Origin of the sequence: Chitinophaga sp. CCNWYY40 (genome assembly GCF_037483205.1) — a bacterium.
Classification (GTDB): domain Bacteria; phylum Bacteroidota; class Bacteroidia; order Chitinophagales; family Chitinophagaceae; genus Chitinophaga; species Chitinophaga ginsengisegetis.
In genome coordinates, this window is the sequence record NZ_JBBHLF010000005.1 from 276,075 (window position 1) to 296,913 (window position 20,839).

Here is a 20,839-nt window from a genome sequence, read left to right on the forward strand (position 1 = left end):
TTGATTAAACTGTCCCTTTCCGTTCATATTTCCACCACATCAATGTTCCATAAATGATGTGCAGTAAACCGAAACCTATAGCCCAAAAATAAAGACCGTAGTTCAAATAGAAAAGATTAAGTATACCGAGAACAACTTCACAGATTCCCAGGTACCTTACATCCGGCAAAGTATATTTGCTGGCATTGATAATGGCCAACCCGTAAAATACCAGGCAGGTAGGAGCTATCAGTCCTTCCAGGTGATTAAATAATAAACCCGCTATAAAAGCACCACCTGCTGCCAAAGGAATCGCTGTATTGATCAGCACCTTCCGCGAGGTTAAATCCCAGATGGGTAAATTATTTTTTCTCGCTTTGCGCCAGGTGAAAAAAGTGCCCGCTATCAGTGCCGCCGCTAATACAGAGAATCCCAAAACAATTAACCGGTACTTCAGCACGATGAAATCTGCATGATTATGTACCCCCGTGGTGTTCCACCTGAAATAATATTCATTCAGCCACATATTGGCGATAAATGCCCCGATCAGGCCGCAGATACCGGCGGAGATACCGCTTAATCCACTCAGCGAAATGAAACGGCTGCTGCGTTCCATCATCCGCTTAATGTCTGTTAATGCCTCCAGATGTTGTTGGTCTGTCATACAAAAAAAGTACTTTGCAATACAAAGCTAATAGAAAAATCCGAATCACAAAATATAATTTTTTGTTATAACTGCGTTACCTAAAGGATAGTGATTGTCCAGAATCGCAATAAATAATATAATATTGTTGTCAGATATGGTTGGCTGGAAAAGAATATTAGCAATAATCATCGGCGTAAGCGGTTGGGGTTCGGGTTTGATGGCGCAGCAGTACAAGGTTAGTGGAGTGGTCAGAGACGCGCACTCACAGGAAATCATTCCGTTCGCCACTCTTCAGTTTGTGCATACCCAAACAGGTATGGTTAGCAACGCGGAAGGGAAATACCTGTTCGAACTAAATGTTATCCCATCAGATTCATTACTGGTAAGGGTAATGGGATATAACATCCTTAAACTGCCGGTTAACAAAGAACAGAAAGAACAGGTCATCAACTTTGAGGTAACCCGCTCAGATGTTTCCCTGAAAACATACGAGGTGAAAGCCAACGTAAACTGGGCACTCATTCTCCTTAAACAGATTGTTAAGCATAAACCGGAGAACAATTATAATCGCCTTGATAACTACAAATACGAGGTGTATAATAAACTGGAGCTGGATATGAAGAATCTCAACAAAGAGAAACTTGGGAGAAACCGCTTCACCAAACCCTTCGCGTTTATTCTTGATAACATAGACAGTACTTCTGAAGACAAACCTTTTCTGCCTATATTCCTCACGGAAACATTGTCGGATTACTACTTCCAGTCGAACCCACGCAAAACGAAAGAAATAATCAAAGCTGCCCGGACCTCCGGTATAGATAATGAAAGCGTAACCAAATTCCTGGGTGGGATGTATCAGAACGTAAATGTTTACGACAACTTCATCCCGGTATTCGATAAACAGTTTGTAAGTCCCATTCATCACAACGGCGCCTTCTATTACGATTACTCCATTGCAGATACGCAATACGTGAACAGCCAGCGGTTTATTAAACTAAACTTCACGCCTAAACGCAAAGGAGAAAATACTTTTATAGGTGATATCTGGGTACATGATACCACCTATGCCGTACAAAAAACTACGCTGTCGGTGCCCCGCGACGCCAACATTAACTTCGTCCGCAAAATCAGTATGGTACAGGAATTCCGGCAACTGCCCGACAGCTCCTGGTTCCTGTATAAAGATAAATTTATTGCCGACTTCTGGGCGCCAAGCCCCAAGCCGGGGAAAACGTTTGATTTCATAGGTCGTAAAACCACGACTTATGATGACGTAGTAACGAATGATACCGCCGCGACCAACATCTTCAGTAATAAAAAATTTCCTGAAAATGTGGTGGTGCTGGATAGTGCAAGGGCCCGGAAAGATTCTTTCTGGATGGACAACCGCCCGGAAAATCTCAGCAAAAACGAAGAAGGCATCTATAAAATGGTGGATACCCTCCAGAAAATGCCGCTCTTCCGGAGCTATTCAAACACCATCCGGTTCCTCGCTACCGGCTATAAACCTTTTGGCCCTATTGAATGGGGACCTTACTATTACCTGTTTTCCCAAAACAGGCTGGAAGGCTTCCGTTTAAGACTGGACCTCGGTACCACTCCACAGTTCCATAAAGATCTGTACCTGTATGGCTACCTGGCCTATGGCTTCTCAGATCATGTTTATAAAGGGAAGATGTCTGCTCTGTGGCTGCTGAAAAGACATCCGCGTTCCTATCTGTATGCGTCTTTCACCAAAGACCTGGACAATGGCACACACTACTACGATGAAGTAGGTACCGATAACATCTTTACCCTTGCCATCCGGAAAAATGGCGTGCCGCAGAAATTTTTAATGGTGAATGAAAAACGCTTTGAATTCTTCAAAGAATATTACAGCGGTTTCTCCCACCAGATATCACTGACGCACAAACAGGTAAGACCTTACGAGCCGCTGCCTACCGCTGCGTTTTATCCGAAAGCGCCCAATGGCCGCGATCCGCTCACCAGCATGGAAGTAGAACTGAAATTCCGCTACGCCTTCCATGAACAATTCCTGGAAGGAAACTATTACCGGATCAGTTTGGGTAGCAAATACCCCATCGCAGAACTGAAATTTGCTGCCGGCATACCCGGCATAGCCAACAGCGGACAGCAATATCAGCGCCTCACACTCAGCGTATCAGATTATGTAAAGCTGCCGCCTTTCGGCTCTTTCTACTATAACGTTTTTGGCGGTAAAATTTTTGGTACTGTGCCTTATACTTCGCTTGAAGTACATCCCGGTAACGAAATTTACTACTATAATAAGTATGCTTTTAACATGATGAACCGTTTTGAGTTCATCAGCGATCAATACGCGGGCTTTAACGTAGAACATACCATTGGCAATGGTATCTTCGGTTATATCCCATTAATTAAAAAACTGAAATGGCGCCAGTTCTGGACTGCCAAAGGCGTAATAGGTTCCTTGTCTGAATCCAACAAACAACTGAACCTCAACAACGGTTTTGCATTCAAAACATTACAGGGGGATCCGTATCTCGAATTGGGTACCGGTATAGAAAATATTTTTAAATTCCTGCGGGTAGATTTTATCTGGAGAGTAACACCGGATGTAACACGGGGAGAACCTGCCAACAAACGTTTTGGCGTATTCGGTAGTTTCAAATTACAGTTTTAACCTGCTGCTCATGAAAGATGTAACACATACCCCGCTGTTTGAATGTATACTGCGGGGAGAAATAGACGGCAGCTCTTACGATCTGGAAAATGACTATCAATGCATCAAAATGCAATTAGATGGAGCAGAGAAAAAATTACAGTTAAGATTTATTAATGATGACTATAAAATCATTCTCGAATTTCATCAAACCACTATTACCTGTTTCACCATTCTCCCCGAAAAAAGCAACGGTAGCACTTCGCTGACAAGCTTCTACCGGGGGCAGTTTAAGTTTAACAACAACCTTCACGAAATAACCGCACAAGGCAAATACTATTACTATTTATCTTTCCTCGGAAACGATGCCATAGAGCTGTTTGCCAAACGTGTTACCCTTTCTTTAAGCCGGCTGAATTCCTGAATAAAAGCGAACAGGTACTATATATTATCGGCTGCTTCGCAGATGACGCTGCACGCCCATTTAATTTCTTCGGGGGTAATAATCAGCGGAGGCACAATGCGCATACATTCCGCAGCGAAGAGGAACCAATCCGTGAGTACTCCTTTATCGATGCAGTAATCAATTACTTTTTTATTTACCGGGAAGCTTTCAAACTCTACTGCTATCATTAATCCTAATGAACGCACCGATTTAATAGCCGGATGTTTCAGATGATCCAGGAATAACTGCCCCTTTGCATTCACATCTTTCAACAAGTCCTGGTCCAGCAGCGCCTGGAAGCCTGCACGGCCTGCGGCGCAATTTACCGGGTGGCCGCCAAAAGTGGTGATATGGCCTAATACAGGATTGTTGGTCAGCGTCCACATAATTTCACGGGAAGCGATGAACGCGCCCAAAGGCATGCCTCCGCCGAGGGCTTTACCAAGCAGTAATACATCGGGCACAATCCCAAATTGTTCGAAAGCCCACAGCGTACCATTTCTCCCAAAACCACACTGAATTTCATCCAGTATCAACAAGGCGCCGGTAGCGGAACATTTGTCTCTTAATGCGTGTAGCCATTCCCGTTGTGGCACGATTACGCCGCCTTCTGCCTGTACACTTTCCGCAATCACGGCAGCAGTTCTTTCAGTAATCAGTTCCAGTGACTCAAAATTATTATACTCCAGGTGTTGAATACCCGGCAACAAAGGCCGGTAGGCGTTGCGCCAGTATTCATCCCCGAGGATACTCAGCGCTCCTTGTGTGGAACCATGATAACTACGGTTAAAAGCAGCTATTTCCGGGCGGCCGGTATACCGTTTGGCCAGCTTCATGGCGCCTTCCACGGCTTCAGCTCCTGAATTGGTAAAGTATACGCAGTTTAACTGTTCCGGAAGATGTTGGGTAAGCAGGCTGGCAAAGGCCACCTGCGGCGATTGTACAAACTCGCCATATACCAGCAGGTGCATATATTGCTGCGCCTGTTCCTGTATAGCCTTTACAACAGCAGGATGGCAATGTCCTACGTTACACACACTGATACCGGCAATAAGGTCGAGATACCTTTTTCCGTTTACATCCCACATATACATGCCTTCCGCTTTCACGATCTCCAATGCCAGAGGAGCGTCGGAGGTTTGCGCTACGTGCTGCAAAAAAAGTTGCCTGTTATTCATATCACTAAACTGCTCTGTTCTTTGCGAAGTTAGAAAACAACTGCTAATTAGTAATTGTTATATTTGTAACATAAGCACTAAAGCATTTAATTATGGCGCACATTATTCCACTGAACGGAGTTACTCCTCAAATTCCTGAAGACTGTTACGTTGCCCCCAATGCTACCATAGTAGGGGATGTAGTAATGGGTAAAGGTTGCACGATATGGTTCAACGCTGTTGTTCGCGGCGATGTAAACAGCATCCGCCTCGGCGAAAATGTGAACGTACAGGATGGTGCGGTGATTCACTGTACTTATCAGAAAACCAAAACGATTGTGGGCAATAATGTGTCTATTGGCCATAATGCCATTCTGCATGGCTGTACTATCGAGGATAATGTGCTGGTAGGAATGGGCGCCATTGTGATGGATAATGCCCGTGTAAGCAGCAACAGCATCATTGCTGCCGGCGCTGTTGTACTGAGCGATACGCATGTGGAACCAGGCACCATTTACGCCGGTGTGCCTGCCCGTAAAGTGAAAGATATTGATATGGCCCTCATCAGCGGGGAAATCAACCGCATTTCCAAAAACTACAGCATGTACGCGTCCTGGTACCAGAACGCAGAAGAAGTAAAAGCGCCTCAATAATCATCTTACAAAAAAATGTTATATTGCAGGCAAATATCCTCCTATGAAAATACCCGTATGCCTGCTGATATTGGGAAGCATCCTGTTTGCCAGCTGTTCATCGCAGAAAACAGGATGCCCTGCCTCCAACTACTACACGAAAGAAATAAAGCAACAAAACCGTAAGGCAGGCAAACAAATGCGCCTGTTTTAAACCTATCCTATGCGCAAAGTTATCCCACTGGCCCTGATGGCCATCATTATAGGCTTTACTGCCTGCAGAACACAGAAAAAAGGCTGTCCGCAACCCAAACGGAACTGGGGAGCAGAAAAAGTGCTGGACGAATTGGGTAAACCCGGAAAAGGCTGATCAGTACTGTTCTTCCTCAATGGTTTCCAGGATGGTAGCATAGCTCACATACCTGTCTACATCAATATGCCCTTCCTCTACGGCTACTTTCACCGCACAGCCGGGCTCATTGATATGCAAACAGTTATTAAACTGGCATTGGGCTATATAAGGCTGCATTTCAAGGAAATAGTGGGAGAGTTCCGGCTTTGGAATATCCACGATTCCAAATTCCCTGACGCCGGGGGTATCTATCAAACAACCGCCAAAAGGCAGGTCGTACATTTCAGCAGAAGTGGTAGTGTGTAATCCCTTACCACTCCAGCCGCTCACCGCTTTGGTACGCAGGTCGAGGCCAGGCATCAGCACATTGATCAGGGAAGATTTACCCACACCGGAATGGCCGGCCATTAAAGTGGTTTTATCTTTCAGCAGCGCCCGCACGGTATCTACACCGTTGCCGTTCGCCGCAGAAATCAGTAATACCTGGTAGCCGATACTGCTGTACAGTTCTTCCAGTTCTTCAAACTTTTCGTTTTCCTTCTCTTTATAAATATCCTGTTTGTTGAAAACCAGTATCACCGGGATGTGATAGGCTGCCGCAGTAACCAGGAAACGGTCGATAAAGCCCTGCGAGGTCCGGGGTTCCTTTACGGTGCACACCAGCATCGCCTGATCCATATTAGCCGCTACAATGTGTTTTTTGTTTTTACCGTGGGGAGAACTGCGCACTATATAATTCTTCCGGGAGCCTATTTCGGTTATCATGGCATTTTTGGCGTTGGCATCGCTGTCATCTTCCACAATTTCCACTACATCGCCTACAGCGATAGGGTTGGTAGAAGTAATATCTTCATTCTTTTTGAAAATACCTTTCATCCTCGCCTGAAATGTTTCACCAGTGGCCGTTTTAACCACATACCAGCTTCCCGTTGATTTATATACTGTTGCTTGCAATACGTTTGGATATTTATAAGATCACCAAAGGTACGCGAATTTTGTTTTACGGAGGATGTATGCGGAGGGGAAGGCTTTCCCCTCCGTTTATTTATGGCAGGCTCTTGAAAGCCGTATACCGCAGCACTACTTCCAGCAGGATGCAGCCTAACGCAATCATCGCCAGCAGGAAGAAATGTTCTGCAAAACGTTTATAGGAAGTAATTTCCACCTTTGTTTTTTCCAGCTGGTCAATTTCACCGTAGATGTTCTTCAGATCGTCTGTATTGGTAGCCCGGAAATATTTACCACCGGTTTCTTTTGAGATCTTTTTCATCAGTGGTTCGTCGATCTGCACATCCTGCATCACCATCTGCACGCTGCCATCAGACATCGGCATAGGAAACGGCGCTTTACCGATGGTACCCACGCCAATGGTGTATACACGGATCTTGAATGCCTTGGCTATTTCCAGCGCGGTGAGCGGATCTACCAGGCCGGTATTATTCACCCCATCTGTAAGGAGGATGATCACTTTACTTTTAGCATGACTGTTACGCAACCTGTCTACTGAAGTAGCGAGCCCCATACCGATAGCGGTACCATCCTGCAACATGCCGCTTTTCACCTGCATGATCTGGTTTTTCAGCACGGCATGATCGGTGGTGATCGGGCATTGCGTAAAGCTTTCGCCGGAAAATACCACCAGCCCGATACGGTCGCTGATGCGTTTATCCACAAAGTCGGAGGCCACTCTCTTTGCTGCCTCCATACGGTTGGGCTGCAGGTCTTCCGCCAGCATACTGCCGGAAATATCAATGGCCATTACAATGTCGATCCCTTCGCTGTCGATGCTTTCAGAGGTATTGGAAGTTTGTGGCCTTGCCAGTGCTACAATCAGTGCAATCACCGCCAGGATACGCAGCACCAGTAACAAAGGTCTGAAACGTACCTTCCAGGATACCGGCAGTCCTTTCAAACCTTCAATGGAAGATACCATCATTACACTTTGCCGGCCCTTGCGCCGCGCAAAGTACCAGTATATCAACACCGGTACCAGCAGCAAAAGCCACAGGAAAACCGGGTAGGCAAATTCAATATTTTTCCAGGTTGAAAAATTCATCAATTTTTTAATTAAGATCCATGCTGACTTTATGCTTTCTCCAGAGTGGCATCAGTACCGGTTTCTTCTGCCGCACCAGTTTTCGGTTTGGTCCACTCCAGGATTTCTTCGGCCTTCTGCATACATTCCTGGTGTTCATCTGCTGTTGGCTGCAATTTGGCAAACTTTGCCAGATCCGCAATCGCCAACAGGGAACGCAGTTTGTCTCTTTGCTGGTTCAGCTTAGTCACCGGTTTAATATTCTGCAGTAATTCCTCGCTGGTTTGCTCCAGTGCAGCAATGCTGAACTGATGCTCAAAGTAGGTACGCAGGATATCTGTTAACCGGGTATAGTATTGTTTAATATCTCCCTGTTGCCATACCTTCTCTTCCTTCAGCGCTTTCAGCTCCTGGATGGCAATTTCGTACGGGGAAACGGTTGGTGTTTTTATAACCGGTTCCGGTTTTTTACGGGTACGGAGATACCATATCAGGCCGCCGATGATCAGCACAGCTGCGGCGCCTATTACAATATACAGCCAGTAGTCCCAGATACTCCAGGCTACGCCTTTTATTTCCTTAATAGGTTTGAATGCTTTCGTAGTATCAACCGCCACGGTATTTACATCTACGCCGATGGGCAGTGTAACGGCTGAATCGGGAGTAGCGTTGGCGCCGCTGAAAACTTCAAAACGCATGGGAGGAATTTCCCAATGGCCGGAGTCGAAACTGGTGAGGGTAAAAGTCTGATGAAGGATATGCTGATCCTGGTTTACCAGTGTATCAAGATTGGAGCGGGTTACCACTTCAAAATGGTCCAGTGAATCGGGTAATACCGGGAAGAGCACTTTAAAGTTAGCGTCCTTAAACTGTTGCGCTGTCAGCGTAGCGGTAAGCTGCAGTTTTATCTGCTCACCTATCCTGATACTGTTGGTATCTGCTTTGGCGGTTACATCCACGGCCTGCTGTGCCAGCAGGGAGAAAGGAAATAACAACCCCAGTATGCAACATAAAAATATACGCCTTATAACTTCTTGTTTATACATGTTTAATTTGCTCTCCTTTAAATCTTATGCCCTGTTCAGGAAAAATGTTTGCAGTGCTTTCACATAGTCCTCGTCGGTACGTACGCTCACTAATTCTGCGCCACTTTTCATAAAGGCATTTTTGCAATATTGTGAATGTTGCAGGAATTGCTGTTCATAATACTGGCGCACGCGGCGGTCGTTGGTATCCACCCACTGTGTAGCGCCGGTTTCAGCGTCTGCCACCTGGATCAGTCCTACCGGGGGCAGATCTTTATCCCGCTGATCGTATACCTGTACGCCTACTACATCGTGCCGTTTGGCGGCGATGTTCAAGGCATCCTGGTAATTTCCGGATAAGAAATCGCTCAGCATAAAAACGATGCTGCGTTTTTTTGTAGCGTTGTTAAAGAAACGCAGGGTTTCTTTAATATTGGTTCCTTTTCGTTTAGGCGTAAACGATAGTAGTTCACGGATGATGAAAAGAATATGCGATTTACCCTTTTTTGGCGGAATATATTTCTCCATCCCATCGCTGAAAAAGATAACGCCCACCTTATCGTTATTTTTGATGGCAGAAAAAGCGAGTACAGCGCACAGTTCCGTGATCAGGTCACGTTTATCCTGTTTTTTGGTGCCGAAGGAAGAGCTTTCGCTCATATCCACCAGCAGCATTACGGTAAGTTCTCTTTCTTCTTCAAAAACTTTTACGAAAGGATGGTTGAACCGTGCTGTTACATTCCAGTCGATAGACCTCACATCATCACCAAAATGATAATCCCTTACTTCGCTGAACGACATACCGCGGCCTTTGAAGGCGCTATGGTACTCTCCCGCAAATATGTGGTTGGTAAGCCCTTTCGTCTTAATCTCTATCTGCCTTACCTTTTTTAATATTTCAGCCGTATCCAATGGGAAAAATTTTGAGTTACGAATTACGAATAAATGCCCGGTCCGGCAGCTTTTCAGCTGCTATGGTACTTCTACTGCGTTCAGGATTTCACTCAGGATATTTTCGCTGGTAACATTTTCCGCTTCTGCTTCATAGGTTAATCCTACACGGTGGCGCATAACGTCGAAGCATATATTGCGTACATCTTCCGGAATCACATAGCCGCGGCGCTTCATGAAAGCGTAGGCTTTGGCTGCCCAGGCCAGGTTGATGCTGGCTCTTGGCGAACCACCGTATGCAATCAGCGGTTTCAGTTTATTGAGTTTGTATTCTTCCGGGTTACGGGTTGCAAAAACAATATCGAGAATATATTTTTCGATCTTCTCATCCATATACACTTCCCTTACCAGTTTACGCGCTTCGAGGATATCGGAGGGATGGATAATGGGACGGATAGGAGCGGAGAGTTCCGGGTTCAGATTTTGACGGATGATCTGTTTTTCTTCTTCTTTGGTAGGATAACCAATCACCACTTTCAGCATGAAACGGTCTACCTGTGCTTCGGGCAGGGTGTAGGTACCTTCCTGCTCAATCGGGTTCTGGGTGGCCAGTACCAGGAAGGGCTCGTCCAGTTTGAAAGTAGTATCGCCGATGGTGATTTGTCTTTCCTGCATGGCTTCCAGCAAGGCACTCTGTACTTTTGCCGGGGCGCGGTTGATCTCATCTGCCAGGATAAAGTTGGCGAAGATGGGACCTCTGCGTACTACAAACTCATTCTTCTGCTGGTTATAGATCATGGTACCTATCACATCCGCAGGCAACAGGTCAGGCGTAAACTGGATACGGCTGAATTTTGCGTTGATAGCGGACGACAGGGACTTGATCGACAATGTTTTTGCCAGACCGGGTACGCCTTCCAGCAGTACGTGGCCCTGGGCCAGCAAACCGATGAGCAGTCTCTCCACCATATAACGCTGGCCAACAATTACTTTACCTAACTCCATTGTGAGCAGGTCCACGAAGGCGCTTGCCTGGTGAATCTTCTCATTCAGTTGCCGGATGTCGGACGATGTATTTTCCATGCTAATAATTTTTCAGGTGTGCTAAAATAAACATTCTCTGGTCAAATAAAACTTATCACTATGTGAATGGGCCGTTAAAATGCTGTTAAACTTGCCACTATGGCTCATTTCCGGCTAATAATCATTCAATGGCGCTGCCTAAATTAATAAAGCCCGGCATATTTATATAATATTTTTCCCTATAACGTACCTTTGCGGGGAATAAGCCGTTGGCAAAACGCCAACAATTTAAAAGCAACAGTAATATGGAAGATTTTGAGAAGCGCTGGAAACCGGTAGAAGATATGCTTACCGAAAGGTTTGGTAAAAAGCCCAATATGGAAGCTATTCTGTTCCTCATCGGCGTAAATGAAATAAATAATTTAAAGAAGAAATATACCAAAGAACAGAAACAGGACCTGATGCACGTGGCAGTATGCACGCTGCTGAGCCAGAGTGGCTACTTTGAGCTGGATGGCTATGATAAAGACGGATGGCCGCATTTCAAGGAGTTACAACCCGTTCCAAAAATGGAAATGATGGAACAGGAAACCTTTCTGAAAGAACACGTAATTGCTTACTTTGCCGGTCATGAAGAAGCCTAATACACCTTTATGAAGAAACTGCTACTCCTTTGTACCCTCTTTTTGCTGATTGTTGGCCCGGGCATTGCCAAAGACCGGAAAGTAAAAGTAACGACCCCTTATGGCACCATGATCATCCGGTTGTATGATCAAACCCCGAAACACCGGGATAATTTCATAAAACTGGCCAGGCAACACTTTTACGACAGCACGTTGTTTCACCGCGTTATCCTGAACTTTATGATCCAGGGCGGCGATCCGGATTCCAAACACGCCCATCCCGGCGATACGCTGGGCAACGGCGATGTGGGTTATACCATCCCACCGGAGTTCCAGCTGGACTTATTCCATCGCAAAGGCGCACTGGGGGCGGCCCGGGAAGACCGGCCCGACAAAGCCTCTTCCGGCTGCCAGTTTTACATTGTGCAGGGTAAAGTGTTTACCGATGAACAACTGGATAAACTGGAGCAAACAAGACTTAAAGGCCGCAAAATACCAACGGATCAGCGGCAGGTATATAAAACAGCAGGTGGCAGCCCGCACCTCGACCAGAACTATACCGTGTTTGGCCAGGTGATTAAAGGCATGGACGTGATCGATAAAATCGCCGCACTTAAAACCGACAGTCACGACAGACCACTGCAGGACATGCCCATGAAGATCCGTGTCATGAAGAAATGGTTGATCTTCTAAATAAAAAAAATACCATGTCCGGGGAAAGTCAAAATTTAGGATAGCTTCCCGTCAAAATCATAATAGTTTCTGTATTTTTACGGCTCAAAATCAAACTTGATATGAATTTTCCGTCAAATCTGCGTTACACAAAGGATCACGAATGGATTTTATTAGAAGGTAACGTAGCTACCATCGGTATAACTGAATTTGCACAACGCGAATTAGGCGATATAGTTTTCGTTGATATCAATTCATTGAACAAGCCAGTAAACGCCGAAGAAGTATTTGGTACAGTAGAAGCAGTAAAAACAGTATCTGATCTGTTTATGCCGGTTGCAGGCACCGTTAGTGAAGTGAATCCCGCACTGGATGGCTCTCCGGAGCTGGTAAACCAGGATCCTTATGGTGAAGGCTGGATGGTGAAAGTAACCGTTAACAACCCCGCTGATGTAGAAGGTCTGCTGGATGCTGCTGCTTACCAGGCGTTGGTAGGTGAATAATTCCGACCAAAATAATCTTTTATATAAGAAAGGACAACAGGCTACGTTATTGAACGGTCAGCCTGTTGTCCTTTTTACTAGCAGTACAGTAACCCGTTAATTAAAAAAAGGATCATGAAACTCCTGAGATATTACATGCCAGCTATTCTATGGATCATCCTGATCCTTGTTTTGTGTACCCTGCCCGGGAAAGATATTCCCTCCAACTCATTTTTTGACAGAATCCATTTTGATAAGTTTGTTCACTTCGGCCTGTTTGGAGGCATCGTTTTATTTCTGAGTCTCGGTATCTACCGGCAAAAAAAACACATCTCTGCGGGCACCCTCGCATTGCTGGTGGTATGTGCAGCCGGTTATGGTCTTGCAATAGAGTTTATCCAGGAATACTGGGCCATTGGCCGCAGCTTTGATATGTATGATGTGGTGGCCGACACCCTGGGCGCTATCGCCGGCGTATGGGTATTTAAAATTGTCAGATCCCTGTTCTTCAACAACCTGGATAAATAAAAAATCCCCCCTGTAACCAGGGGGGAATGTATATCTGCTTATGAGAAATAAGTGTTCTTAATATTTTTATTACTGTTGACCAGCTTCTTTCTTCGCGTCATTTTTCATCTTATCATTTGCGAAGATAGAGAACTCACAACGACGATTGGTAGCGCGGTTAGCGTCTGAATCATTTGGCACTTTAGGCTGTGATTCACCATACCAGAATCCCTGGATACGGCTCTTGGCAATACCCTGTGCTTCCAGATAAGCCATTACACTCTTGGTTCTTCTTTCAGATAAACCCATGTTGTACTCATCTGTACCCTTGTCGTCGGTATGACCTTCCACACGTACATAAGTGTCAGGATACTTATTCAGGATAACAGCCAGTTGCTTGATATTGTCCTGTGCTACAGCAGACAGGTTAGACTTATCAAAACCAAATAACACACCTGCATCAAATGTTACGTTGATACCTTCACCCACACGTTCTACAGTCGCATTTGGTACTTCTGTTTTTATTTCCTGTGCCTGTTTATCCATTTTTTTACCGATCAAAGCACCACCAGCACCACCTAATGCAGCACCAATAATAGCTCCTAATGCGGTATTACCGGCTACTTTACCAATTACAGCGCCAGCGGCAGCTCCGCCACCAACACCAATTGCAGCACCTTTTTTAGTATTGTCCATGCTCTGCCAGGTTTTACAACTGAACAACATGGTTGCAGACAAGACCAAAGCTACCAGAACATTGATTTTTTTCATCATAATAAATTTAGACATGAAGGTTTTTTAGCATTAATTCCGTTGACAAAACTAATTGAAAAACTTGTACGCAAATAGTTTGCCAACTTGATTTAGCGTACACAACATATTGATCAGTAGAAATAAACAGGCAATAAAAAAACTGCAGGCATAAATCACATAACAATAATTGCGCATACAAAGGTAACGCGTACGACTATACAACAATCGAAGTGGCGAAAAAGATTAGCCAAGCAGATTTTTTAATAACCCGCCGATACCGCCGGCATCGCCAGCCTGTTGTTGCTGTTGCTGCTGCTGGGCTCCGTTTGATAACAAGCTCTTTAAATCATCCAGGTTAACCTGTCCGTCGCCATTTTTATCGAGGCCGCCGGAAAGGCTACCCAGTATACCGTTCAGGTTAAGTCCCTGTGCGGAGCCACCGGTAAGTGAGTTCAGGATACCATCCAGGCTGAAACTGCTATTGTTGGGATCTTTTGTTTTATTTGCCAGGGAGCCTAATACCGTTGGGATCAGGGTAGCAGCCAGCTGTGTGGCCGTACCTTTATCCAGGTTGAATTTCTCCAGGAGTGTTCCGATAAAGTTGTTGGAGATATTTCCTACCACAGGATTAGCGGCAGAGGTATCACTACCGGCGCCACCCAGCAAAGACAACACACCTTCCGTGTTGCCACTGGCCAGTTCCTGCTGCAAACCTGTTGCGATAGAAGAAGTGGCAGCGCCTATTACGGCTTCATTCTGTTCGTTAGGAATAGCAGGGTTGTTTACCACAGTACCCTGGGCATTCTCGCGGACAAGGTCCATTAATTGCTCTAACATTTGATGATAATTTAGGGGGAAGAAAAGGTTTTCCTTTAGTGCTACGGCTTGTGACCGCTGACTAAATGTAGGATATTTTGTGTGATTACGAATTAACCTGCAGAAAATTTGTGGAAAGATAACAGCACAGGGATAGCCGTCACTTTCCACAAATTTAAAACCTGTAATTATTAACTGCCCTGCTTCAGCTTCTCCGCGTTTTCTGCAAACTGGAGAGCATCTATCATATCTTTAATATCTCCATTCATAAAGGCGTCCATATTGTATACGGTCATACCAATACGGTGGTCCGTTACACGCCCCTGCGGATAGTTGTAGGTACGTATTTTAGCGGACCGGTCGCCGGTAGATACAAGGCTTTTACGCTGGGAGGCAATGGCATCTTCATGCTTGCGCACCGCTGCTTCGTATATGCGGGTACGTAACATCTTCATTGCAATTTCACGGTTAGAGTGCTGACTGCGTCCTTCCTGGCACTCCACTACCACACCGGTAGGGATATGCGTTAACCTCACGGCCGATTCAGTTTTATTTACGTGCTGACCACCCGCACCAGAGGAACGGAAGGTATCCATTTTAATATCAGCTTCTCTTACATCCACATCCACTTCTTCTGCTTCCGGCAACACCGCTACGGTAGCCGCCGAAGTATGCACACGTCCGGAAGCCTCTGTAGCCGGTACACGCTGTACCCGGTGTACGCCCGATTCAAATTTCAGGGTACCATATACATCATCACCGTTTACTTCCATCACTATTTCCTTATAACCACCCGCAGATCCCGCATTTTCACTCAGCAAACTGGTGGTCCAGCCCTTGAGCTCACAAAAACGGAGATACATACGGAACAGGTCTCCCGCAAAAAGACTCGCCTCATCGCCACCGGTACCGGCACGTATTTCAAGGATGGCATTCTTTTCATCCTGTGGATCTTTTGGTATCAGCAGGTTGCGGATCTCTGCTTCCAGGGCTGTTTTCTGCTCCTGCAATTCTTCCGTTTCGGCTTTGGCCAGTTCACGCATTTCATCGTCGCCACTGTCCAGCACTTCTTTGTTAAATGCAATATTATCCAGCAATTTACGGTAGGCATCATATGCCTTCACGATCTTTTCCAACTGCCGGTATTCCTTGCTGAGCTGACCAAACTTCTTGTTATCACTAACAACCGCCGGGTTGGTAAGCGCCATCGATACCTGCTCGAAACGACCTTTTATAGCTTCCAGTTTGTCTATCATAATTATATTTGACTTTTGAGTACCCTTTCCAACCGGAAATGATACTGCCAATCGGGTTGCAAAATTAACACCATTAACTTAATTAAACAGCAGGTAATTGAAACAGATCAAATTAAAGGGAAAAGATATATTTAACGGTACGCATCTGCTGGGGCCCGGAAAAGTATTGATATTAACTGAAGATGGCGTAGTGACGGGCATTGTAGCCGAATCTGACGCCGGCGGCGATGTCAGGGAACTGGATGGAATACTATGCCCGGGATTTGTAAATACCCATTGCCACCTGGAATTATCCCACATGAAAGGGGTAATTCCGGAAAAAACCGGCCTGCCGGCATTCCTTACCCAGGTGATGCAATCCAGGAACCAGGCTACCGGCGACTATGACGCTGTTATAGACAAGGCCGAACTGGAAATGTGGGAAAGCGGCATCTCCGCAGTAGGTGATATCTGCAACAGCACCGCCACGCTCGTAAAGAAACAGCAGGGCAGAATGTATTACCACACCTTTGTGGAATGTATGGGCGTAGCGCCCGCAGGCGCTAATAGCCGCTACCAGTATAGTATGGACGTACTGGCATCGTTCCGGGAGATCAATGGCTCCCATCACAGCTGTTCCATTGTGCCGCACGCTCCCTATTCGGTTAGCAACGCCCTGTTCGGGCTACTGGCCGGTACACCGCACAACGCACCGGTATCTATCCACAACCAGGAAACACCGGCTGAAAATGAATTGTACCAGCAAAAAACAGGGGAGTTCCTTTCTTTTTACCAGCACTTCGGCATGGATATCAGTGGCTTCCAACCTACCGGTACCAACAGCCTGGAAGCTTATCTGCCTTATTTCTCCCGGAATAAAATCTTGCTGGTACATAACACTTTTACCTCTGAAGCCGATATCCGTTTTGCACAGCAGCAACCCGTGGAAACCTGGTGGTGCCTTTGCCCGCAGGCGAACCTGTACATCGAAAACCGCTTACCGGATATTCAACAATTCCGGCAGCAGCAATGCAATATCACGCTGGGTACCGACAGCCTCGCTTCTAATCATCACCTGTCTATCTGGGAGGAAATAAAAACCATCCGTCAGTATTTTCCGGAGATTCCGTTGGAAGAAATATTGCAATGGGCTACTTTTAACGGCGCAAAGGCCCTGGGCATACAGGACACCTATGGCAGTTTTAACACCGGCAGCAAGCCAGGTGTAATATTGATTAACCAGGAAAGCAGTAGAATTATTTAGCTGTAACTTATGAACGAGTTTTTAAACAAAGTAATTTTAGACAACCCCGTACAGGATTACCTGATATTGATCGGCGTTTTATTGTTTGTATTTATTATCAAACGGTATATTTCAAAAGGACTCGCCACCATCCTGTTCCGGCTGGTAAGACACTGGTCGCCGCAAATTGAAGAAAAAGACTTTATCAGCCTGTTACTGCGGCCCCTGGAATATTTTTTCCTGTTGGTCACCTTCATGCTCACCATCGACCGATTTACCTTTCCGCAGGTTCTTAATGTTCATATCTATAATAAGGCAACGCTGCATGATGTTACCAATACCTTACTGAGCCTGGCGCTGAGTATGAGCATTATCTGGATCATGCTGCGGCTGATCGATTTCATTGCCCTGGTACTGGAAAAGAAAGCCGATCTCACAGAAGATAAAACCGATAACCAGTTCATTATTTTCTTCCGCGATTTTTTCAAGGCCATTATATTTATCATGGGCGCCATTGCCTTCATCCGCATCCTTTTCGGACCGGGGCTGGTAGAAAAGATCATCGCCGGTTTGGGAATAGGTGCGGCCGCCCTTGCATTGGCAGCGAAGGAAAGTATAGAAAATCTGATCGGCTCCTTTATTATCTTCTTTGACAAACCATTCCGTGTAGGCGACAACGTTAAGGTGGATTCCTGGCAGGGGACTGTAGAAAAAATTGGTTTACGCAGTACGCGTATCCGTACACTGGAGAAGACTTTCGTTACGGTTCCCAACAAAAAAATGGTGGACAGTATCCTGGATAATCTTTCCCTGCGTACCCAGCAACGCGTGGCTTTAAAGCTGGAACTGGGAACGGATACGCCGGCAGACACGCTGCTGTTATTTTTACAGGATGTACGGCAGATGCTGAACAACAATTCTAACGTACTGGAAAATCCTACGGTAAACCTGAATGATTTTACCAAAGATACTTACGTGATCCAGATCATCTTTAACACGTATATTATTGATGGCGCCCAGTATAATGCGTTAAGAGAAACGGTGAACCTTGGTGTAATCAAACTGATGGAGGCGCGTGAACTCAAGCTGCCTACTACCTCTACAACCGTTACGCTGAGCGACCTGCGGGCGGAGTAAAAGATCGCCTTCGGCGATGGAAATTGTCTTGGAGCAGGATTACGCCGATTAACCGTGATTTCATTGACTTTACTTTTGGGATTTTTTAAAAGATTAGGGGAGATAGAAACGAAAATATTCGATTCTATCTCCCCTAAATATTTAAAATCAAACCTGATCAAATCAGCGTAATCACGGTTAATCGGCGTAATCCTGCTCCAAGACAATTTCCATCGCCGAAGGCGATTATTCCTTTTCCTTCTTCGTGCTGCTCAGCAGAATGCGGGAAATATCAGCTTCTATTGATTCTTTCGGCGCACCTACAATACGGCCTTCTTCTTTACCATCTTTAAATACGATGATGGTAGGTAATTTCTTTACTTTATAATCTACCGGCGCATCTGTTTGCAGTTTTTTATCTGCAGCAAACATTACAATCTGTTCGTCAGGGCTGCCGCCGGTGATCATTACTTTATATAACGCTGGTACTACCTCGCGGCTGGTATTGTCCCAGGTACCCATTACCACTACCATATTGAAGTTGGCGCGGTTGGTTTTAATATAGTTCAGCATATTGTCGTTAGGCTGGTAGCTGTTTACACCTTTGTAGAACCACGTTGCGGAGGTGTCATTCATCAGTGTTTTCATATCTATCTTGCCCTTCAGTACTGTTTCGTTCTGTGCCCATGCCAGGGATGAGAATAACAGGCCACCACCCAGTAGTAATGTTTTCAATCGCATAATGTTGTTTTTATAATTGATCTTTCAGTTCCGTTAAGAAACCACGTACCTTTAGCAAAGCCTGTACCATTTCAAAATTACGGGCGGCCAGCTTATGATCTTCTTTCAGTTTTTGCTTGGCGCCTTCTATCGTATATTTTCGTTCCCGCAGTAAATGGTAGATTAATTTAAGGTGGTGAATATCTTCCTGCCGGAAAAGGCGGTCGCCCTTCCGGTTCTTTTTAGGTTGCAGTATATCAAACTCATTTTCCCAATAACGTATCAGCGACGTATTCACCTTAAACATGGCTGCAACCTCACTGATCGAATAATACTGTTTATCCAATACCAATTTATCCAATTCCATAATCAGATCCGGGTCCTCCGATAACTCTTTCAATGATTTACGCCCCCGTTTTTTCCCAGGTATGGTGGTTGCTACGGCAGCTTTCTTGCTGCTGGCCTTTGCTTTTACTTTAACTGGTCTTGTTACCGCAGCTTCTGTGGGATGCGGTACTCCAGATGTCGAAAAAAGGTCTAGCTGGTGCATCGTAGTAAAAAACGAGGTGACAAATATCTTTTACAAAGATGAAGTTAAGCTTTTAGCTTGTAGCTTGTAACATTCAGACCTCATTTTTTGGGTTTAGACAACTTACGGAAAGCCCGCAACTAACTAAAAGCTAATAACTTTAGTCAAACGACTGGTTTCCCGACCTGGCCATTTTAAGCATCCGGTCAAACTGTTCCGGGGTAAGATCATTAAAGAAGAAATACACCGGGTCTACCTTATCCCCGTTTTTAATGACTTCGTAATGGCAGTGCGGTCCGGTAGATTTGCCGGTGCTGCCTACCCAACCCAATACATCGCCGCGTTTCACTGCCTGTCCGGCTTTTACTTTCATGCGGAGCATGTGGCCGTAGAGGGTTTTATAGCCATATCCATGTCGTACTATCACGTGGTTGCCGTAACCCACATCACTCAGGCTGGCCTCTTCGATAACACCGTCGCCGGTGGCATAGATAGGCGTGCCGCTGGGCGCCGCAAAGTCGAGCCCCGCGTGGTATTTCATGGTTTTATAAATAGGATCGATGCGGTAACCAAAACCGGAGGCAATATGTTTAAGATCTTTATTGGAAACCGGCTGGATGGCAGGAATAGAGGCCAGCATCTGCTGTTTGTTCTTCACCATCTTATCAATTTCGTTGTAAGATTCCTCCTGCGCCTTTACACGGTTATTGAGTTCTTTCAGGAGTACGGAGGTAGAGGCGATAATCTCACTGCTGGCAAAGGATTGCAGCTGGGCGGCTTCTTCATCCCGCTTAACTTTACCCATCCGGGTACTGTCCGGGATAGGAGATGCTTCAAATATAACCCGGTAAATTTCATTGTCACGGTCTTCCAGCTCGGCCAGTTTTCCCTTTACTTCCCGCATCCGGCCCTGCAACGCATCATATTTTTCTTTCATGCCTTCAAGGTCGCGGCGAAGCGATTTCTCTTTTGGAGAGTCAACCAGCCGGTATGCCACAGAAAGAAAAATAGCCCCGGTTACGATAGCCGCAGACACAAACCCCAGTATTCTCAGGATTTTTACCCGCAGAGAAACCACGAGCTTCTCGTATTTTAATGTTTGGGTATTATAAAAATATTTAACCTTCTTCATGCACCAGGGTGTACTTTATGCGCCATAGTGCAGTGAACGCTATGACAGCCGATTTATTTCACGAGGTACAAACTTATGGATGGGTATCGTTGGCATTTCTTTTCCCACTTAACTATTTTTGCCGGGTAACACAACCTGTTTTGCATAATCATACAGGTTTCGATATTTTTGCACTCCCTTTAACA

Annotated in this window: 24 protein-coding genes; 11 read left to right on the forward strand and 13 right to left on the reverse strand. The window is 45.5% G+C overall.

Translation table 11 applies throughout. From position 1 onward, the window contains the following. Nucleotides 1–4 precede the first annotated feature (4 nt). Nucleotides 5–643 (reverse strand): hypothetical protein, encoded by a 639-nt coding sequence (locus V7S65_RS20140; protein ID WP_111577049.1) that lies wholly within the window; start codon nt 641–643, stop codon nt 5–7. A gap of 136 nt (nt 644–779) precedes the next feature. Here V7S65_RS20140 and V7S65_RS20145 point away from each other — a divergent pair, with 136 nt between their 5' ends. Both V7S65_RS20145 and V7S65_RS20150 read left to right on the forward strand, forming a co-directional pair. After that, the gene (locus tag V7S65_RS20145) at nt 780–3,287 is read left to right on the forward strand and encodes a DUF5686 family protein (RefSeq protein WP_111577050.1); all 2,508 of its coding nucleotides are present in this window, start codon (nt 780–782) and stop codon (nt 3,285–3,287) included. 10 nt (nt 3,288–3,297) lie between these two features. Beyond that, nucleotides 3,298–3,690, forward strand: a complete 393-nt coding sequence (locus tag V7S65_RS20150; RefSeq protein WP_113965270.1) for a hypothetical protein — start codon at nt 3,298–3,300, stop codon at nt 3,688–3,690. A gap of 17 nt (nt 3,691–3,707) precedes the next feature. Here the strand turns inward: V7S65_RS20150 and V7S65_RS20155 are convergent, their stop codons facing one another. After that, the gene (locus V7S65_RS20155) at nt 3,708–4,889 is read right to left on the reverse strand and encodes an aspartate aminotransferase family protein (protein WP_336387800.1); all 1,182 of its coding nucleotides are present in this window, start codon (nt 4,887–4,889) and stop codon (nt 3,708–3,710) included. A 92-nt stretch (nt 4,890–4,981) separates the two neighbouring features. Here V7S65_RS20155 and V7S65_RS20160 point away from each other — a divergent pair, with 92 nt between their 5' ends. The 3 genes from V7S65_RS20160 to V7S65_RS20170 are packed head-to-tail and all read left to right on the forward strand — an operon-like array spanning nt 4,982 to nt 5,870. Beyond that, complete coding sequence (locus tag V7S65_RS20160; protein ID WP_336387799.1) at nt 4,982–5,521, forward strand: gamma carbonic anhydrase family protein; 540 nt, start codon at nt 4,982–4,984, stop codon at nt 5,519–5,521. Between the two features lie 43 nt (nt 5,522–5,564). Further along, nucleotides 5,565–5,714 (forward strand): hypothetical protein, encoded by a 150-nt coding sequence (locus tag V7S65_RS20165; protein WP_159454294.1) that lies wholly within the window; start codon nt 5,565–5,567, stop codon nt 5,712–5,714. A gap of 9 nt (nt 5,715–5,723) precedes the next feature. Then, a complete protein-coding gene (locus V7S65_RS20170) occupies nt 5,724–5,870 on the forward strand; it encodes a hypothetical protein (RefSeq protein WP_159454295.1) in 147 nt (48 codons plus the stop codon). Here V7S65_RS20170 and rsgA read toward each other — a convergent pair whose 3' ends face one another. The 5 genes from rsgA to V7S65_RS20195 form a co-directional block, all read right to left on the reverse strand. Further along, the gene (gene rsgA, locus V7S65_RS20175; protein WP_079469856.1) at nt 5,871–6,806 is read right to left on the reverse strand and encodes a ribosome small subunit-dependent GTPase A; all 936 of its coding nucleotides are present in this window, start codon (nt 6,804–6,806) and stop codon (nt 5,871–5,873) included. A 91-nt stretch (nt 6,807–6,897) separates the two neighbouring features. Next, a complete protein-coding gene (locus V7S65_RS20180; RefSeq protein ID WP_336387798.1) occupies nt 6,898–7,908 on the reverse strand; it encodes a vWA domain-containing protein in 1,011 nt (336 codons plus the stop codon). A 29-nt stretch (nt 7,909–7,937) separates the two neighbouring features. Continuing rightward, nucleotides 7,938–8,933: a hypothetical protein gene (locus tag V7S65_RS20185; protein ID WP_111577052.1), complete on the reverse strand. Its 996-nt coding sequence runs from the start codon at nt 8,931–8,933 to the stop codon at nt 7,938–7,940. Between the two features lie 24 nt (nt 8,934–8,957). After that, nucleotides 8,958–9,824 carry a DUF58 domain-containing protein gene (locus V7S65_RS20190; RefSeq protein ID WP_079469859.1) on the reverse strand — a complete coding sequence of 289 codons (867 nt, stop codon included), beginning with the start codon at nt 9,822–9,824 and terminating at the stop codon, nt 8,958–8,960. 60 nt (nt 9,825–9,884) lie between these two features. Beyond that, nucleotides 9,885–10,886, reverse strand: coding sequence for an AAA family ATPase (locus V7S65_RS20195; protein ID WP_079469860.1), 1,002 nt, complete (start codon nt 10,884–10,886; stop codon nt 9,885–9,887). A 245-nt stretch (nt 10,887–11,131) separates the two neighbouring features. Here V7S65_RS20195 and V7S65_RS20200 point away from each other — a divergent pair, with 245 nt between their 5' ends. The 4 genes from V7S65_RS20200 (at nt 11,132) to V7S65_RS20215 (ending at nt 13,131) form a co-directional block, all read left to right on the forward strand. Then, nucleotides 11,132–11,470: a hypothetical protein gene (locus V7S65_RS20200; RefSeq protein WP_079469861.1), complete on the forward strand. Its 339-nt coding sequence runs from the start codon at nt 11,132–11,134 to the stop codon at nt 11,468–11,470. A gap of 9 nt (nt 11,471–11,479) precedes the next feature. Then, a complete protein-coding gene (locus tag V7S65_RS20205; RefSeq protein ID WP_079469862.1) occupies nt 11,480–12,142 on the forward strand; it encodes a peptidylprolyl isomerase in 663 nt (220 codons plus the stop codon). Nucleotides 12,143–12,243: 101 nt separating this feature from the next. Beyond that, nucleotides 12,244–12,624: a glycine cleavage system protein GcvH gene (gcvH, locus tag V7S65_RS20210; protein WP_079469863.1), complete on the forward strand. Its 381-nt coding sequence runs from the start codon at nt 12,244–12,246 to the stop codon at nt 12,622–12,624. A gap of 114 nt (nt 12,625–12,738) precedes the next feature. Further along, on the forward strand, nt 12,739–13,131 hold the full coding sequence (locus V7S65_RS20215; RefSeq protein WP_111577053.1) for a VanZ family protein: 393 nt from the start codon (nt 12,739–12,741) through the stop codon (nt 13,129–13,131). Nucleotides 13,132–13,200: 69 nt separating this feature from the next. Here V7S65_RS20215 and V7S65_RS20220 read toward each other — a convergent pair whose 3' ends face one another. The 3 genes from V7S65_RS20220 to prfA all read right to left on the reverse strand — a co-directional run bounded on the left by V7S65_RS20220 (nt 13,201) and on the right by prfA (nt 15,935). Further along, nucleotides 13,201–13,806, reverse strand: coding sequence for an OmpA family protein (locus tag V7S65_RS20220; protein ID WP_227024429.1), 606 nt, complete (start codon nt 13,804–13,806; stop codon nt 13,201–13,203). 300 nt (nt 13,807–14,106) lie between these two features. Further along, entirely contained in the window at nt 14,107–14,700 is a 594-nt protein-coding gene (locus V7S65_RS20225; protein WP_079469865.1) for a hypothetical protein, read from the reverse strand. Nucleotides 14,701–14,870: 170 nt separating this feature from the next. Further along, a complete protein-coding gene (gene prfA, locus V7S65_RS20230; RefSeq protein WP_079469866.1) occupies nt 14,871–15,935 on the reverse strand; it encodes a peptide chain release factor 1 in 1,065 nt (354 codons plus the stop codon). A gap of 97 nt (nt 15,936–16,032) precedes the next feature. Here prfA and V7S65_RS20235 point away from each other — a divergent pair, with 97 nt between their 5' ends. Both V7S65_RS20235 and V7S65_RS20240 read left to right on the forward strand, forming a co-directional pair. After that, nucleotides 16,033–17,178 carry an amidohydrolase family protein gene (locus tag V7S65_RS20235; protein WP_336387797.1) on the forward strand — a complete coding sequence of 382 codons (1,146 nt, stop codon included), beginning with the start codon at nt 16,033–16,035 and terminating at the stop codon, nt 17,176–17,178. Nucleotides 17,179–17,187: 9 nt separating this feature from the next. Beyond that, a complete protein-coding gene (locus tag V7S65_RS20240; protein ID WP_079469868.1) occupies nt 17,188–18,294 on the forward strand; it encodes a mechanosensitive ion channel family protein in 1,107 nt (368 codons plus the stop codon). Between the two features lie 225 nt (nt 18,295–18,519). Here the strand turns inward: V7S65_RS20240 and V7S65_RS20245 are convergent, their stop codons facing one another. From V7S65_RS20245 to V7S65_RS20255, 3 genes are all read right to left on the reverse strand, one after another. Beyond that, a complete protein-coding gene (locus V7S65_RS20245; RefSeq protein ID WP_079469869.1) occupies nt 18,520–19,014 on the reverse strand; it encodes a thioredoxin domain-containing protein in 495 nt (164 codons plus the stop codon). A gap of 10 nt (nt 19,015–19,024) precedes the next feature. Beyond that, entirely contained in the window at nt 19,025–19,393 is a 369-nt protein-coding gene (locus tag V7S65_RS20250; protein ID WP_227024430.1) for a MerR family transcriptional regulator, read from the reverse strand. Between the two features lie 289 nt (nt 19,394–19,682). After that, nucleotides 19,683–20,654 carry a M23 family metallopeptidase gene (locus V7S65_RS20255; protein ID WP_079469870.1) on the reverse strand — a complete coding sequence of 324 codons (972 nt, stop codon included), beginning with the start codon at nt 20,652–20,654 and terminating at the stop codon, nt 19,683–19,685. Between the last annotated feature and the right edge of the window lie 185 nt (nt 20,655–20,839).

What these genes read in the sequence shown, in the direction of transcription:
- V7S65_RS20225 (WP_079469865.1), bottom strand. Translation starts at nt 14,700, where the DNA reads ATGTTAGAGCAATTAATGGACCTTGTCCGCGAGAATGCCCAGGGTACT.
- V7S65_RS20150 (WP_113965270.1), top strand. Translation starts at nt 3,298, where the DNA reads ATGAAAGATGTAACACATACCCCGCTGTTTGAATGTATACTGCGGGGA.
- V7S65_RS20140 (WP_111577049.1), bottom strand. Translation starts at nt 643, where the DNA reads ATGACAGACCAACAACATCTGGAGGCATTAACAGACATTAAGCGGATG.
- V7S65_RS20160 (WP_336387799.1), top strand. Translation starts at nt 4,982, where the DNA reads ATGGCGCACATTATTCCACTGAACGGAGTTACTCCTCAAATTCCTGAA.
- V7S65_RS20165 (WP_159454294.1), top strand. Translation starts at nt 5,565, where the DNA reads ATGAAAATACCCGTATGCCTGCTGATATTGGGAAGCATCCTGTTTGCC.
- V7S65_RS20215 (WP_111577053.1), top strand. Translation starts at nt 12,739, where the DNA reads ATGAAACTCCTGAGATATTACATGCCAGCTATTCTATGGATCATCCTG.
- V7S65_RS20155 (WP_336387800.1), bottom strand. Translation starts at nt 4,889, where the DNA reads ATGAATAACAGGCAACTTTTTTTGCAGCACGTAGCGCAAACCTCCGAC.
- prfA (WP_079469866.1), bottom strand. Translation starts at nt 15,935, where the DNA reads ATGATAGACAAACTGGAAGCTATAAAAGGTCGTTTCGAGCAGGTATCG.
- V7S65_RS20200 (WP_079469861.1), top strand. Translation starts at nt 11,132, where the DNA reads ATGGAAGATTTTGAGAAGCGCTGGAAACCGGTAGAAGATATGCTTACC.
- V7S65_RS20245 (WP_079469869.1), bottom strand. Translation starts at nt 19,014, where the DNA reads ATGCGATTGAAAACATTACTACTGGGTGGTGGCCTGTTATTCTCATCC.
- V7S65_RS20185 (WP_111577052.1), bottom strand. Translation starts at nt 8,933, where the DNA reads ATGTATAAACAAGAAGTTATAAGGCGTATATTTTTATGTTGCATACTG.
- gcvH (WP_079469863.1), top strand. Translation starts at nt 12,244, where the DNA reads ATGAATTTTCCGTCAAATCTGCGTTACACAAAGGATCACGAATGGATT.
- V7S65_RS20180 (WP_336387798.1), bottom strand. Translation starts at nt 7,908, where the DNA reads ATGAATTTTTCAACCTGGAAAAATATTGAATTTGCCTACCCGGTTTTC.
- V7S65_RS20240 (WP_079469868.1), top strand. Translation starts at nt 17,188, where the DNA reads ATGAACGAGTTTTTAAACAAAGTAATTTTAGACAACCCCGTACAGGAT.
- V7S65_RS20145 (WP_111577050.1), top strand. Translation starts at nt 780, where the DNA reads ATGGTTGGCTGGAAAAGAATATTAGCAATAATCATCGGCGTAAGCGGT.
- V7S65_RS20255 (WP_079469870.1), bottom strand. Translation starts at nt 20,654, where the DNA reads ATGAAGAAGGTTAAATATTTTTATAATACCCAAACATTAAAATACGAG.
- V7S65_RS20220 (WP_227024429.1), bottom strand. Translation starts at nt 13,806, where the DNA reads ATGGACAATACTAAAAAAGGTGCTGCAATTGGTGTTGGTGGCGGAGCT.
- V7S65_RS20205 (WP_079469862.1), top strand. Translation starts at nt 11,480, where the DNA reads ATGAAGAAACTGCTACTCCTTTGTACCCTCTTTTTGCTGATTGTTGGC.
- V7S65_RS20195 (WP_079469860.1), bottom strand. Translation starts at nt 10,886, where the DNA reads ATGGAAAATACATCGTCCGACATCCGGCAACTGAATGAGAAGATTCAC.
- V7S65_RS20170 (WP_159454295.1), top strand. Translation starts at nt 5,724, where the DNA reads ATGCGCAAAGTTATCCCACTGGCCCTGATGGCCATCATTATAGGCTTT.